Raw genomic sequence first — 14,029 nt, 5'->3', positions numbered from 1 at the left:
ATAGTTATGTATAATAACTATTGCAAAGTTATACAAAATTCGACAAACACATTAAGGTAAATAACGAAAACGTTTGCTTTAATTATAGTGAACTTATACGTAATCCTATTTTTGACACGTGTTACTGATTCGATCAGGCATGAGTGGAGAAAAGTTGGGAATGTAAGCTAAAGAAAGGGACATACTACCCTTTGTATAGCTATCGTTCTATCTTTTTTTTCCTCATGCCTTTTTGGCGTTTGTCGAAAAGTATCAATATAGATAAGAGAGGAAGGGTTTCCATGTTTAAGAAGATCTTTGGTGTTCTTCAAAAAGTCGGAAAAGCGCTTATGCTTCCAGTAGCGATTTTACCGGCAGCAGGTATTTTACTTGGATTTGGTAATGCATTTCAAAATCCACAACTAACAAATGTTATCCCTGCTTTAAAAGCAGATTGGTTCGTAATGGTTGCAAAAATTATGGAACAATCTGGCGATATTATTTTCGCTAACCTTGCGCTATTATTCGCAGTTGGGGTAGCGATCGGTTTAGCTGGTGGAGACGGAGTAGCTGGTTTAGCAGCGTTCGTCGGATACTTAATTATGAACAAAACGATGAGTGTGTTCTTAGAAGTAGATAAACTAGTGAAAGTAACAAGCACTGGAACAGATCCAGTGAAAATTGGATTTTCAGATCCAGCATATGCAAACGTATTAGGAATTCCAACGCTGCAAACAGGAGTGTTTGGTGGTATTATCGTCGGGATAGTAGCGGCATATTGTTATAATAAATACTTTAACATTGAATTACCATCATACTTAGGTTTCTTTGCAGGTAAGCGTTTCGTACCAATCGCAACTGCAACATTCTCTTTAGTGGTAGGTATTATCATGTGCTTTATTTGGCCATACATTCAGGGTGGCTTAAATACGTTCTCACATCAAATGATTGATGCAAATAGAACGATAGCAGCATTTATATTCGGTTTAATCGAACGTTCATTAATTCCATTTGGATTACATCATATTTTCTATTCACCGTTCTGGTTCGAATTCGGTCAGTATACAAATGCAGCTGGCGAATTAATCCGTGGTGACCAAAAAATCTTTATGGCACAGTTAAAAGACGGCGTAGAATTAACAGCAGGTACATTTACAACTGGTAAGTATCCGTTCATGATGTTCGGTCTTCCAGCAGCAGCTTTAGCAATGTACCATGAAGCACGTCCGGAAAATAAAAAATTAGCAGCTGGTATTTTAGGATCTGCTGCATTAACATCTTTCTTAACAGGTATTACAGAACCGCTTGAATTTTCATTCTTATTCGTAGCACCAGTATTATTCGGAATTCATGCAGTATTCGCTGGTCTATCATTTATGACAATGCAAATTTTAGGTGTTAAAATTGGTATGACATTCTCTGGTGGTTTAATTGACTTCATATTATTCGGTGTACTACCAGGTCGTACGGCATGGTGGTGGGTAATTATTGTTGGTCTTGTACTAGCAGTTATTTACTACTTCGGATTCCGTTTCGCAATCCGTAAATGGAACTTAAAAACACCTGGTCGTGAAGTAGCGAATGCTAATGAAGGCGCAGGGAAAACAGAAGCAGGAGAACTTCCACGTGAAGTATTAGTAGCACTTGGTGGTAAAGAAAACATTGCTTCGTTAGATGCTTGTATTACTCGTTTACGCGTTCAAGTTAACGAACAAAAAAATGTAAATAAAGACCGCTTAAAAGAGCTTGGAGCAGCCGGTGTACTTGAAGTTGGAAATAACATTCAAGCTATTTTCGGACCGAAATCTGACACATTAAAATCACAAATTCATGATATTATGTCAGGTCGTACACCTCATGTTGAAAAAGAAGCGCCTATAAAAGTGGAAGAAGCTCCTCAACAGGTTGATGAAAATGAAACAATCGTTTCACCAATTGAAGGGAAAATCTTACCGATTACAGAAGTACCTGACCAAGTATTCTCAGGGAAAATGATGGGAGATGGATTTGCGATTGAGCCAACAGAAGGAACAGTAGTTTCTCCGGTTAATGGTGAGATTGTAAATGTATTCCCTACAAAACATGCGATTGGTATTCAGTCTGAAGGCGGAAAAGAAATTTTAATCCACTTCGGTATTGATACTGTAAAATTAAATGGTGAAGGCTTTGAAGCGCTTGTAGCACAAGGTGATAAAGTGAAGCAAGGACAACCATTATTAAAAGTAGATCTTGCATTTGTAAAAGAAAATGCACCATCTATTATTACACCAATCGTCTTTACGAATTTACAACAAGGACAACAAGTCGAATTGAAAAAAGATGGAAATGTTAAGAAGGGCGAAAACGCTATTATTGACATTCAGTAGGGATTTGACGCAAAATGTTTATAATTATAATAGGCGATGTGGTTGACCGAACATCGCCTATTATATACAATAGATGATGTAGTACTCACGTCTATACAACTAAAAAAATACTGTATTTGAAGGAGATAAATTATCATGGAAAAAATCTTTAAAGTAACTAGCGACTCAGGAATTCATGCTCGTCCAGCAACTCTACTTGTAAACACTGCAAGCAAATTTGGTTCTGACATCAACTTAGAGTATAACGGAAAAAACGTTAACTTAAAATCAATCATGGGTGTTATGTCTTTAGGAATTCAACAAGGCGCGGAAATTAAGGTCACTGCAAATGGTGATGATGCAGCTCAAGCACTAGCAGCTATCGAAGAAACTATGAAAAACGAAGGATTAGGAGAATAATGACTCTTAACATTCAAGGGATCGCTGCATCAAGTGGGATTGCTATTGCAAAGGCTTTCAGACTTGAGAATCCTGAATTTAACATTGAAAAGAAATCAATTACAGACGAAGCTGCTGAAATTGCACGCTTAGACGCTGCGCTTGAGAAAGCAAAATCTGAACTAGAAGCTATTAAGGACCATGCTTTTGCTGAGCTAGGTGCTGATAAAGCTGCTATCTTTGAAGCACATTTATTAGTATTAAATGATCCAGAATTAGTAAATCCAGTAAAAGATAAAGTAAATGGCGAAAAAGTAAATGCTGAATTTGCAATGGATGAAGTTGCATCAATGTTTATTTCTATGTTTGAAAACATGGATAACGAATACATGAAAGAACGTGCTGCGGATATTCGCGACGTAACAAAACGTGTTCTTGCACATTTACTAGGAATTAACTTCTCAAACCCTGGTACAATTTCTGAAGAAGTAATCATCATTGCTGAAGATTTAACACCATCTGATACAGCTCAGTTAAACCGTAAGTATGCAAAAGGTTTCACAACTGATATCGGTGGACGTACATCTCACTCTGCAATTATGGCTCGTTCTATGGAAATTCCAGCTGTTGTTGGTACGAAAGTTGTTATGGAGAAAATCCAAAACGGCGATATCGTAATCATTGACGGTTTAGATGGAGAAGTAATTGTAAACCCATCTGAAGAAACTCTTCGTTCTTTTGAAGAAAAGAAAGCGAAATTTGAAGAGCAAAAAGTTGTATGGGCAAAATTAAAAGACCAAGCAACTGTAACAAGTGATGGACATCACGTTGAGCTTGTTGCTAATATCGGAACACCAAATGATGTACAAGGTATTATCGATAATGGCGGAGAAGGCGTTGGTTTATACCGCACAGAATTCTTATACATGGGCCGTGACAATCTTCCAACAGAAGAAGAGCAGTTCGAAGCGTATAAAGCAGTTCTTGAAGGTGTAAAAGAAGATCAACCAGTCGTTGTTCGTACACTTGACATCGGTGGAGATAAAGAACTTCCATACTTACATTTACCAAAAGAAATGAACCCATTCTTAGGATACCGTGCAATTCGCTTATGTCTTGATGAGCAAGATGTGTTCCGTACACAACTTCGTGCATTACTTCGTGCTAGCGTATACGGTAACTTAAAAATTATGTTCCCAATGATTGCAACTCTTGATGAGTTCCGTCAAGCGAAAGCAATCTTATTAGAAGAGAAAGCAAAACTTGTAGAAGCGGGTACAACTGTTTCTGATTCTATTGAAGTTGGTATGATGGTTGAAATTCCAGCTTCAGCAGTATTAGCAGATCAATTCGCCAAAGAAGTTGATTTCTTCTCTATCGGAACAAATGACTTAATCCAATACACAATGGCTGCAGACCGTATGAACGAACGTGTAGCTTACTTATACCAACCATATAACCCATCTATTTTACGTCTTGTAAAAATGGTTATCGATGCTGCTCATAAAGAAGGCAAATGGGCTGGTATGTGTGGTGAGATGGCGGGAGATGCACTTGCTATCCCATTATTATTAGGCTTAGGTTTAGATGAGTTCAGTATGAGTGCAACATCTATTCTTCCTGCAAGAACACAACTAAGCAAGTTGTCAAAAGCAGAAATGGAAACATTAGCAGAAAAAGCATTAACAATGTCAACTGCTGAAGAAGTTGTTGAATTAGTTAAAAGCATATAATAGTAAAAAAACCTGAGTCGATTTGAAATCGGTCTCAGGTTTTTTCTATGAGAAAAGTATATCTTATTTTGCGGCTATTGAGGATAAAGAACAGAATTAGATAGCGATTGCAACGATATCAGTTGGGCAAACACGTAAAATGCCAGTAAAAGTATTTCGATTTTGATTGTTCTTATCGTCTTTATTGTTATCTTTGTTGTCTTTGTCATTACGAGCTAAAGCAGAGAAAAGAGCAACACCGTTAGCGAAACCTTCAAAAATTACATTATTGAATGTTCCGTTACCTCTAATGCTTAAAAGAGAAAGCTCTGTTCCAACTGAAATGCTAGCAAGTACGTTACATACAGCTGTTTGTTGTGGTTTTACCTCTTTCTCTTTCTCGCGATGATCGCGATGGTCGCGATGGTCACACTCTCTTTCACGATGATGACAGTCTCTAAAGTTATCACAGCATCCAAATGATCCAAACATAATCCTCATCACCCCCTTCACACTTATAATCTATGTAAGTTCGGTAGTTAGTGACTGGACAGATAATGGAAATTTTTCTAGGGGATTTTCTCATTTTAAATGACTAGATGGGTATTTAGTATGGAATGATGTTTAAAATAGGGGAAATGTCACAAAAAAATGTAAAGACCACCGAAATGAATGAATTAGGTAGCCTTTACACTTTTTTGCTTTTATATAAAACGATGATATATACAGGAAGAGCTAAGAGTAGTGGTGCAATGGATCGTGCAGTATGTTTTTCTGCTTCTAATTGTAACGCTTCTTCTTTAGGGAATTGTAACACTGATATGTTTGCAGCATCGCCAATAAAATATAGCAGTAGTACAGTTACTATGTAACTCAAAAGTGCGATAAAGCTTCCGTATGAACTCAATGAAAATCCCTCTCTTGTTATCTATTTGTTATCATTGTATCACAATTGTAACAAAAATACACGGTTATATTTCAATGCTTTAACAAATTTCGACACAAAACGCCATATTTGTTTATGGTGATAGCGTAAAAATTACAATTTCTCTATGTGTAGATGTCGAATAATACATTGTAATATTACGGATGTGTGACAGGATATAAAAAAACGAAGGTAATGAAATTACCTTCGTTTTTATTATTTCGCCCATTCACTTACTTGTTCTACGTTCATGCGCGGTGCAGGGTGACCTTTTAAAGTTGATTCACCAATTGTAATAAGCATAATTGGTACGTAACGAGATGAAACATTAAATTCTTCCATTAGTGCTTGTGGGTTGAAACCACCAATTGCGCAAGTATCCCAGCCAGTTGCTTTAGCAGCAAGCATAAGTTGCATTGCTGCTAAAGCAGCATTTGAAAAGGCAGCATCTCGTGGGTATTGCTCACGAGTATATGCAGATTCAATATTTTTAGCTAAGCGCTCTTTTGCGTCTGCTTTCATAAATCCTTGTTCTACAATTGGACCGTAAACAGGTTCAACATTTTTATATGCCTCTAAATCACCTAAAATAGCGACTACGGCAGAAGCATCAAGAATTTGTTGTTGGTTATAAGCAATTGGGTGTAATCGTTTTTGTACATCTTCGCCTTGGAAAACAAGGAATTTCCAGTGTTGCAAGTTCCAAGCAGAAGGTGCTTGCGCAGCTGCTTTTAAAATTTCATGTAACTCTGTAGATGAAATTTCTTTTTCAGGGTTGAATGCACGTGTAGATGTGCGTTCATATAAAACGTTAAAAAAGTCATTGTTTGTCATTATATATCCTCCAAATTACATATCAACTTAATATAAAATAAATGTAATATACTCTACTTACATTTTGTAAGTTATTGAATTTAAGAATATAATACCTTTATTTTAATTGTCAAGTTTTAAATAGTAAGGCAGGGCATTCATACAAACGATACAATTCATATAATCATACACTAAAAAAGGAATTTCCAGAGCAGATAAGCGAAGATAACATTCTCAATTAGCTTGTTAATATGAGTTCCTCACAATTCTTTATAAAATGATTGTGAGGAATTCAGTAAAACAAGATATATGAAGTGAGTGAAGACTAGTGATGAACATACTACATTTTTTATTAGAGAATACTGTTTTCCAAAATGTATTACAAGATCTTCAGTTGAATGTCCTTTATATAGAAGATGGATGTACACATCAACAAACGATAGAAAACGTCCATCCAAAATGTATGTTTATAGCAAATAGTTTTGAAGAAGGAGAAATATTGTTTCATAGAACTAGACCACATATTGTAATTATGTATGTAACAGATTTTGCTCAAATAAAATATATAAAGAATATATATAATTCACAGAGCACATTCATTATCATTTGGGATCAACAGATAGACAATCAGTTTGCAGATTTACTACTGTTAGGAATACGTAATATTGTTATAGCACCAGTAACTCCACAAGTGGTACTAGAGGAAGTGAATAAGAGTTTATATCAACTTTCTTTAGTGCGGCAAGTAGGTTTACAACAAGAATTGCTTCAAACGATGTTTGATTTTCAAAATGATTTATTATTTATAGTAGAAGATGATGAGATTGTTGATTGTAATACGAATTTTTTACAATTCTTCGGACATGATAATTTATTTACGTATCGTGAACAACATTTAGTGTTTGCAGAACATCTTATTAGAGAGAACGGATATTATTCGACGACTCACGATATAACATGGCTGGATGATACTTTATCAAATGGAAGAAGAATTAAAATGTACAATTATGAAGGAGAAGCATTTACTTTTCTATTACGTGCGACACCATTACCAGAAGATTTATCGCGATTTATAGTAAAATGCACAGAGATTACAGAATTAGATGAAATCTATCAAGAGCAAGAAAGATTGGCTATGATAGATTCATTGACAGAAATATATAATCGCTTGAAATTCCAACAAATATTGGAGACAGAGTGGGAGAATGTATTACGTAATGATGAAAAAGTTGCACTTATTTTGTTTGATATAGATAATTTTAAATCAGTAAATGACACATATGGTCATGATTTTGGCGATTTAGCATTAGTACAACTTGCAGATCTTATGAAATCTAAAGTTGAAGATCAACATGTATTTGCAAGATGGGGAGGAGAGGAATTTATAATATTAGTGACAAATACGGTAGAAAAAGAAGCATTTCAAGTTGCGGAATCATTGCGATTTTTCATTGAAACAAAGCATTTCTCTGGAATTTCGAAATTAACAGCGAGTTTTGGAGTTGCGTTATATGAGCAAGGGATTACAAGAGAAGAGTTAATGCAAAGAGCGGATATTGCGTTATATGAAGCGAAAAAAAATGGGAAAAATCAAGTATGTATATATAGAAAAGAAAAAATGTGATTTTTCGCAACAAATTGTTGCGATTTTTTTTTATTACTTGATAATAGAATATGGGGGACCATTTTAACCGAGAAGCTCCCACTTCAAGTAAGCTCGCAAGAGAGACTAAGTGGTGGGTAGTTCACATGAAGTAATTACGGAGGAACAATATGATAAAAAAAATAATGGTTATGGCTTCACTGTCTGCTGTAGTTTGCGGCGGAGTATACTATTTTCTCTATCCCGATCCAAAGGAACAAGCAGTATTAACAACAAAGGTAACTCCTGCTATTGAGTCAGAGGTACAGGATAATATAGAAGAAGTACAAAAAATTGATTATGCTAGTATATCTCAAAAGTTAGATCAGTATTTAGTAGGAAAGCAATTTAATGGGACAGTTTTGGTGACAGATAAAGAGCATGTTATATTGAATAAAGGATATGGATATGCTGATGTTCAAAATAAAATAGAAAATACGCCTCAAACAAAATATCGTATCGGTTCTATTACGAAAACAGTTGTTGCTACATCCATTCTACAGTTACAAGAACAAGGGAAGTTAAATATCCAAGATAATGTAAATAAATACATTCCTTCATTTCCAGCAGATAAACACATCACGTTATATCACTTATTAACGCATACATCTGGTTTACCGGAAAATGGGAAAGGGAAGGTTAATGTAGCTTCACGTATAAATTTAGTAACTTGGATTGGAAGTCAAAAATTAGAGTTTCCACCAGGAACAGGTTGGAAGTATACGGATTATAATTATATGGTGCTCGCTTATATTATAGAAAATATAACGAAAAAGCCTTTAGGAGACTATGTAAAAGAAAATATATTTACAAAGGCCGAGATGCATGAATCAGGTATGGGAAATATGGTGCCTGGAGATAAAAACTTCACGAAGGGGTATGTGAAGAAAGATCAAGAGCTTGTACTAGCACAAAAATTAGGGGTGGACTGGTTATATGGATCGGGTGAGATGTATACGACAGTAGGGGATATGAAAAAATTAGATGAAGCGATTATAAATGGAAAGCTTCTTTCTGAACAAAGTATACAAGCGATGTTTACACCTTCACAAGAAAGAAAATATGCATTTAGCTTTTACATATATCCAGATTATTTCCATAACCATGGTGTACTATCTGGTTGGAACACTTTCAATAATTTTAATAAAGAAAAAGGAACTTTTGTTATTTTATTTTCAAATGTGAAAAATAGTATGGATGATGATTTTAATAAAGAGTTCCGAAAGATGGTAAATGATTTATTAGAACAAAGGGGATGAGAAGATGGAAAATAAAAATTTATCAATAGGTTTCATTGGTATTGGTGTAATGGGAAAAAGTATGGTCAACCATTTAATGCAAAGTGGTTATAAAGTATATGTATATAATAGAACGAAGGAAAAAGCGGATTCTTTAGTGCAAGAGGGTGCGACTTGGTGTGATACACCGAAAGCGTTAGTAAAGCAAGTTGATATTGTTATGACGATGGTTGGTTATCCTCATGATGTAGAAGAAGTGTACTTTGGGATTGATGGAATTTTAGAACATGCAAATGAAGGTACGATAGCAATTGACTTTACAACATCTACACCAACATTGGCAAAACGTATTAATGAAGTTGCAAAAAGCAAGAATATATATACATTAGATGCACCAGTATCTGGCGGGGACATTGGGGCTAAAGAAGCAAGACTAGCAATTATGGTCGGTGGAGAGAACAGAATATATGATATTTGCTTACCTCTATTTGAAAAACTAGGAACAAATATTCAGTTGCAAGGCCCTGCTGGGAGTGGACAACATACAAAAATGTGCAATCAAATAGCAATTGCTTCTAACATGATAGGAGTATGTGAAGCGGTAGCATATGCGAAAAAGGCTGGACTTAATGCAGATAAAGTATTAGAGAGTATTTCGACAGGAGCAGCAGGTAGCTGGTCATTAAGTAATTTAGCTCCTCGAATGTTAAAAGGAGATTTTGAACCTGGCTTTTATGTAAAGCATTTTATGAAAGATATGAAGATTGCTTTAGATGAAGCTGAAAAATTACAATTACCAGTACCGGGTTTAACCCTAGCGAAGGAATTGTATGAAGAGCTAATCGCAGATGGAAAAGAGAATAGCGGAACACAAGTATTATACAAAAAGTATATAAGGGGGTAAATGGAATGGATCTCCAAAAGTTTGACGAGATGATTGATGCTGTGCAGCGAGCAACTTGTGTACAGATTAATGATAAGCAAAAAGAAGCTTTTAAACAAAAATACGATTTTGGACCAGATTTTGAATATGGAAGAGATGAGAAAGGACATTATGTTATCCGAAGCTCGAAAAAGATGTTAGAGGAAATGGAGTTTTATTTGGCATTGAAATATGATCGGGATGGAATTGTCCTTTATATGCATGCTGAGATTGAAGGGACATGTCATGTATCCGTTAGCTACAGTGAAGATGCACTTCATTTGCAAGAATTGTTTCAATTTCTAGAAGAAAATAAATAAAAAGTCCTCATTTGAGGACTTTTTATTTATTTAGGCAGGCATAATATTTAAGTTGGATAATTTATCCCGCTATTTGTGTGCAGTAAAACTCCCACTGATTAAAGTTTCACTTTATAGGCTGGAAGCGCGGCGGCATCGTTCAATTGGGAATGGAATAACTTGGGCAATGTGATTAGGGCCGAGCTGTTTTGCGCGAGCATGGCGTAGTATATAAAATGCGCACAGAATAGAAACAGGAATAGCACCATATAAACCAAAAAATAAAGCGCTTACACATGATGCAGCAAAACCTAAAACACCAACTTCTAATTCTTCCATAATAGCTCCTAAAATGACAGGAATAGCTCCGCATGTAACTCCTAGTATAAGTGCGATAAGTAAACTCATGATTATCCCCCTCTGTTTGCAATATTCATTTCCTTCTTATTAGTTGTAGTATATCATACATAAAACAGAATTTTCAGAAAAAATTCAAAAAAAGTTCAATAAATGTTCAAAAAATATTCCGGAATGTACTTGATAAAGTGGAATTGTGATTCGAGATATTTGATTTGAACAAACGAAAGGGACAAATCATTTTAGTAAATAAAAAATCAGGCTTACTTCAATGTTATGAAATAAGCCTGTTCCATAGGAGGATGTATATATGTAGAGTGAATAAAAGGTTGGAAAAGGGGTTCCAAGTTCTTTTATTCAACTAGCTACCTTAATAAATTGGAACCCAACCTTCTGTTGTAACAAAAATACGAATAGCTACAACTTGGCGATCATCTTGTAAGGTGAAATAGTGTCTTGCATTTTCAGGCACAGATATAAGATCACCAGGCTCGAGTTCAACGTCAAAGAATCGACCATCTTTTCCTTCAATAGCGAAGATGCCATGACCGCTGACAATAAAGCGAACTTCATCGTCAGTATGATGGTGTTCTTTTTGAAAATTAATTAATAACTCGTCAAGGTTAGGTGTGCTATTTGAAAGTGAAATCACATCATATGCTTTATAACCTCTGCGCTCTGAAACATCAGCAATTTCTTTTGAAAACACAGCTAATATTTCAGCCTTGTTTTCATCTGCTAACGAATAATTTTCATTTAAATGAGTAGGAAGCTTAGAGATGTTCCATTTCTCATATAAAACGCCTTCCTCTTGTAGAAATTTAGATACTTCCACTTCATTTTCGATACGAGTATTTACTTCATGAATACGAATTTGCGCCATTAGAAACGCCTCCTTGAATTGATAATAGTTTTATATGAAATTGGAATAAAAACTCATAAGCTTCTAATCTTTTCTTTGCATCAAAGCTATCTCGGCCCCATACGGTAATACCATGGTTACGGATTAATACTGCTCCCGAATCTCCTTGTATATGCTTTCGGAAGTTTTCTCCAAGCGTTGGGATATGGGCATGGTTTTCGATAATAGGAATGTTAATCGTTGCACCTTCTTCCCAAATATCGAGAGCTTTAATAATTTCTTGATTTTGAAGGGTGACTGCATCACTATATAAATTTGTGATGACATTATTATCAGTTGTATGAACATGAAGTACGCACCCGGCATTCGTATTGTTATAAATATGTGTATGCAATATTGTTTCTGCTGAAGGGCGTAATTCAGTCTCTAATACGGGAACCCCTAGATGATCTACTAATAGAAAATCATCTGGAGTAGTTTTTGTTTTATCTTTACCACTTGCTGTAATAAGAAAAGTAAGTGGATCATGACTGACTTTTATAGAAATATTTCCACTCGTTGCTGGAAACCAATTCCGAGTTGTTAATTCTTTTTTTATTTCACTTAAGTCATACCATTGACGAAAAAGTTGTTTCATGATTTCACCTCCAACAAATGTTGTAATTCGACTTGAATATCGTGAAATGTGTTAAAGGATGTATAAGCAATATGATTTTCTTCACATTTTGTAATAAGGAAGTCACGGGCGAATACTTTATCTGCTTGTTTTGCTGCTTGTAAATCAGTAATGGAATCTCCTATCACAATATGAAAATCATCTTTAGAGCTTAGTTTACGAATTAATGATGATTTACAGAGACCGCAACTATGCTGACATTGCTCGTCACAAGGGTGCGGCCATTTAACTTCAACAAATTCTCCTGAAAAGTCAGTTGCATTACAGTAAATTTGCTCTTTTGGAATGATTCCTTGTAAGAGTGGATAGACGAAGAAATCCATTCCACCTGATATAACGTAAAAGGAAATGTTATTTTCATTAATAAATTGTATGAATTCATGAAAACCTGTACGGATTTCAGCAGTTTCTTGTAAAAACTGAATAATATCATCGTGTAGATTAATAGGTATTAATCGAAATAATTGAGAAACACCTTCTTGAATAGAAAGTTCTTGCGATAAAATTTTTTGCTTTATTTCCTCTGCTTCTGGTGGTGCGAACTTTTCCATAATGGACATGATATTATCGTTATTTGTAATCGTACCATCGAAATCACAAAATACTTGAATACTCATAATTTCACCTCATGAGAAGGATTTCCCCATATTTGTAGTGCACTATGCAAATTTATTTCATCCACTTCATGGAGTGGTTTACCTTGTAAAGTAGCTTCAATTGCAGCACGGAAAGCTTTGCCACCACCTTGAGCTCCATTTGGATGCCCATGAATCCCGCCGCCGGCATTAATAACAACATCCTTACCAAAATCTCGTGAAATAAAGGGAACGAAACCAGGATGAATTCCAGCAGATGGAACAGAAAAACTTTTCTTGAAATAGTGGTCTTCCTCAGTTAATGCTTCTGTAATGAGAAGAGCTTCCTCTTTTTCTAATGCAACGTTGCCGTATGGTGATGGGAATAAAGAGAAATCAGCACCAGCGTAACGTAGTAATTTTCCAAGTAGTAATGGAGAAGAGAAACCGTATAGTTTCGATGATGAATATGCGCCACTTACAGCAGGGTGTGCCATAATAGGGATTGGAATTTCATCGTCTTCTACAAGTGCTTGCAGTACATCTAATCCATAAGAAAATACATTAAATAAAAGAATGTCTGCTCCAGCTACCACCGCACGTTTCGCGTTTTCTTTTAAATCATAAGTTCGACCTGTTAAATTTACTGCGTATAAAGTTTTATGCCCGTAAGTTTCGTATACAGATTGTAAAACTTCTTTCCCAGATTCAATTCTTTTTGTAAGTGGTGTTAATGAGTTTTCGAATAAAATTTCATCATCTTTTACAATATCTACGCCTCCAATTGCCTGATCGCGTAGTTGAGTTTTTAAATATCCAATATTCCGTCCTATCATCCCTTTGAAAATACTCATTAGAAGAGGTCGATCTTGAACTTGTAAAAGGTTTCGGATGCCTTCAATTCCAAATTTTGGTCCAGGGAACTGTTTCTTTAATTCGTCTGAGAATGTTAAATCAATTAGTTTAATTTCCCCATCTAACGAAAGTTTTCCAAATGTTGTTGTCAAAATGGCTGGTAAGTCAGGGCTAAAGTTCAGCGATGGATAATGAATTTTAATGAGTCCACGTGATACTTTTTTGCCAAGGTAAGAGTTAATATGTTCTTGTTCGTCTAACGCTTCAATATGAATGACATTGCCTTTATGTTGTTTTAATTGTTCTTGCAATAAGTGTGGTAAATGAGTCCATGAACCAATTGTTAAACCGATTGCAATTTGTTCTGCTTTCTTTTCTAAGTTGTGAGAATCATCGTGGATTAAATATGTCGCTATAATTCCGCTCATTG

The 14,029-nt window shown here is 35.3% G+C and carries 15 protein-coding genes; 7 read left to right on the top strand and 8 right to left on the bottom strand.

Annotation, left to right across the window (positions count from 1 at the left end; all coding sequences use genetic code 11):
• The first annotated feature begins 281 nt into the window (after positions 1-281).
• From ptsG to ptsP, 3 genes are all read left to right on the top strand, one after another.
• Positions 282-2,345, top strand: a complete 2,064-nt coding sequence (ptsG, locus tag QCI77_RS20640; protein WP_113769794.1) for a PTS glucose transporter subunit IIABC — start codon at positions 282-284, stop codon at positions 2,343-2,345.
• Between the two features lie 135 nt (positions 2,346-2,480).
• Positions 2,481-2,744, top strand: coding sequence for a phosphocarrier protein HPr (gene ptsH, locus QCI77_RS20635; RefSeq protein ID WP_002033915.1), 264 nt, complete (start codon positions 2,481-2,483; stop codon positions 2,742-2,744).
• Complete coding sequence (ptsP, locus tag QCI77_RS20630; RefSeq protein ID WP_113769793.1) at positions 2,744-4,456, top strand: phosphoenolpyruvate--protein phosphotransferase; 1,713 nt, start codon at positions 2,744-2,746, stop codon at positions 4,454-4,456. The genes ptsH and ptsP overlap by 1 nt, the downstream gene beginning before the upstream one ends.
• Positions 4,457-4,552: 96 nt before the next feature.
• Here the strand turns inward: ptsP and QCI77_RS20625 are convergent, their stop codons facing one another.
• The 3 genes from QCI77_RS20625 to QCI77_RS20615 all read right to left on the bottom strand — a co-directional run bounded on the left by QCI77_RS20625 (position 4,553) and on the right by QCI77_RS20615 (position 6,194).
• Entirely contained in the window at positions 4,553-4,927 is a 375-nt protein-coding gene (locus QCI77_RS20625) for a DUF3915 domain-containing protein (protein WP_113769792.1), read from the bottom strand.
• Between the two features lie 196 nt (positions 4,928-5,123).
• Positions 5,124-5,342, bottom strand: a complete 219-nt coding sequence (locus tag QCI77_RS20620; protein ID WP_002088422.1) for a hypothetical protein — start codon at positions 5,340-5,342, stop codon at positions 5,124-5,126.
• Positions 5,343-5,576: 234 nt separating this feature from the next.
• The gene (locus QCI77_RS20615; protein WP_061674462.1) at positions 5,577-6,194 is read right to left on the bottom strand and encodes a nitroreductase family protein; all 618 of its coding nucleotides are present in this window, start codon (positions 6,192-6,194) and stop codon (positions 5,577-5,579) included.
• Positions 6,195-6,504: 310 nt separating this feature from the next.
• Here QCI77_RS20615 and QCI77_RS20610 point away from each other — a divergent pair, with 310 nt between their 5' ends.
• From QCI77_RS20610 to QCI77_RS20595, 4 genes are all read left to right on the top strand, one after another.
• A complete protein-coding gene (locus tag QCI77_RS20610) occupies positions 6,505-7,797 on the top strand; it encodes a GGDEF domain-containing protein (protein WP_002128934.1) in 1,293 nt (430 codons plus the stop codon).
• A gap of 149 nt (positions 7,798-7,946) precedes the next feature.
• Positions 7,947-9,074, top strand: a complete 1,128-nt coding sequence (locus QCI77_RS20605; protein WP_078175417.1) for a serine hydrolase domain-containing protein — start codon at positions 7,947-7,949, stop codon at positions 9,072-9,074.
• A 4-nt stretch (positions 9,075-9,078) separates the two neighbouring features.
• The gene (locus QCI77_RS20600) at positions 9,079-9,957 is read left to right on the top strand and encodes an NAD(P)-dependent oxidoreductase (protein WP_002192619.1); all 879 of its coding nucleotides are present in this window, start codon (positions 9,079-9,081) and stop codon (positions 9,955-9,957) included.
• A 5-nt stretch (positions 9,958-9,962) separates the two neighbouring features.
• Positions 9,963-10,295, top strand: a complete 333-nt coding sequence (locus tag QCI77_RS20595; protein WP_002014892.1) for a DUF3909 family protein — start codon at positions 9,963-9,965, stop codon at positions 10,293-10,295.
• A gap of 111 nt (positions 10,296-10,406) precedes the next feature.
• On the opposite strand, the gene QCI77_RS20590 is transcribed toward QCI77_RS20595, so the two are convergent.
• From QCI77_RS20590 to mtnW, 5 genes are all read right to left on the bottom strand, one after another.
• Complete coding sequence (locus tag QCI77_RS20590; RefSeq protein WP_002033923.1) at positions 10,407-10,682, bottom strand: hypothetical protein; 276 nt, start codon at positions 10,680-10,682, stop codon at positions 10,407-10,409.
• A gap of 319 nt (positions 10,683-11,001) precedes the next feature.
• Positions 11,002-11,514 (bottom strand): 1,2-dihydroxy-3-keto-5-methylthiopentene dioxygenase, encoded by a 513-nt coding sequence (locus QCI77_RS20585; RefSeq protein WP_016100676.1) that lies wholly within the window; start codon positions 11,512-11,514, stop codon positions 11,002-11,004.
• The gene (locus QCI77_RS20580) at positions 11,492-12,130 is read right to left on the bottom strand and encodes a methylthioribulose 1-phosphate dehydratase (RefSeq protein WP_044442765.1); all 639 of its coding nucleotides are present in this window, start codon (positions 12,128-12,130) and stop codon (positions 11,492-11,494) included. Before QCI77_RS20580 ends, QCI77_RS20585 begins: the two co-directional genes overlap by 23 nt.
• Positions 12,127-12,786, bottom strand: coding sequence for a 2-hydroxy-3-keto-5-methylthiopentenyl-1-phosphate phosphatase (locus QCI77_RS20575; protein ID WP_044442768.1), 660 nt, complete (start codon positions 12,784-12,786; stop codon positions 12,127-12,129). Before QCI77_RS20575 ends, QCI77_RS20580 begins: the two co-directional genes overlap by 4 nt.
• The gene (gene mtnW / locus QCI77_RS20570; protein WP_113769790.1) at positions 12,783-14,027 is read right to left on the bottom strand and encodes a 2,3-diketo-5-methylthiopentyl-1-phosphate enolase; all 1,245 of its coding nucleotides are present in this window, start codon (positions 14,025-14,027) and stop codon (positions 12,783-12,785) included. The genes QCI77_RS20575 and mtnW overlap by 4 nt, the downstream gene beginning before the upstream one ends.
• Positions 14,028-14,029 lie beyond the last annotated feature (2 nt).

Origin of the sequence: Bacillus cereus group sp. MG9 (genome assembly GCF_040459995.1) — a bacterium.
Classification (GTDB): domain Bacteria; phylum Bacillota; class Bacilli; order Bacillales; family Bacillaceae_G; genus Bacillus_A; species Bacillus_A mycoides.
This window is presented reverse-complemented; position numbering and strand designations above follow the sequence as displayed.

Excerpts from the sequence above, each read along its gene's own strand:
- QCI77_RS20615 (WP_061674462.1), bottom strand. The coding sequence starts at position 6,194 with ATGACAAACAATGACTTTTTTAACGTTTTATATGAACGCACATCTACA.
- QCI77_RS20605 (WP_078175417.1), top strand. The coding sequence starts at position 7,947 with ATGATAAAAAAAATAATGGTTATGGCTTCACTGTCTGCTGTAGTTTGC.
- ptsP (WP_113769793.1), top strand. The coding sequence starts at position 2,744 with ATGACTCTTAACATTCAAGGGATCGCTGCATCAAGTGGGATTGCTATT.
- QCI77_RS20575 (WP_044442768.1), bottom strand. The coding sequence starts at position 12,786 with ATGAGTATTCAAGTATTTTGTGATTTCGATGGTACGATTACAAATAAC.
- QCI77_RS20625 (WP_113769792.1), bottom strand. The coding sequence starts at position 4,927 with ATGTTTGGATCATTTGGATGCTGTGATAACTTTAGAGACTGTCATCAT.
- QCI77_RS20595 (WP_002014892.1), top strand. The coding sequence starts at position 9,963 with ATGGATCTCCAAAAGTTTGACGAGATGATTGATGCTGTGCAGCGAGCA.
- ptsH (WP_002033915.1), top strand. The coding sequence starts at position 2,481 with ATGGAAAAAATCTTTAAAGTAACTAGCGACTCAGGAATTCATGCTCGT.
- mtnW (WP_113769790.1), bottom strand. The coding sequence starts at position 14,027 with ATGAGCGGAATTATAGCGACATATTTAATCCACGATGATTCTCACAAC.
- QCI77_RS20610 (WP_002128934.1), top strand. The coding sequence starts at position 6,505 with ATGAACATACTACATTTTTTATTAGAGAATACTGTTTTCCAAAATGTA.
- QCI77_RS20580 (WP_044442765.1), bottom strand. The coding sequence starts at position 12,130 with ATGAAACAACTTTTTCGTCAATGGTATGACTTAAGTGAAATAAAAAAA.
- QCI77_RS20585 (WP_016100676.1), bottom strand. The coding sequence starts at position 11,514 with ATGGCGCAAATTCGTATTCATGAAGTAAATACTCGTATCGAAAATGAA.
- ptsG (WP_113769794.1), top strand. The coding sequence starts at position 282 with ATGTTTAAGAAGATCTTTGGTGTTCTTCAAAAAGTCGGAAAAGCGCTT.
- QCI77_RS20590 (WP_002033923.1), bottom strand. The coding sequence starts at position 10,682 with ATGAGTTTACTTATCGCACTTATACTAGGAGTTACATGCGGAGCTATT.
- QCI77_RS20600 (WP_002192619.1), top strand. The coding sequence starts at position 9,079 with ATGGAAAATAAAAATTTATCAATAGGTTTCATTGGTATTGGTGTAATG.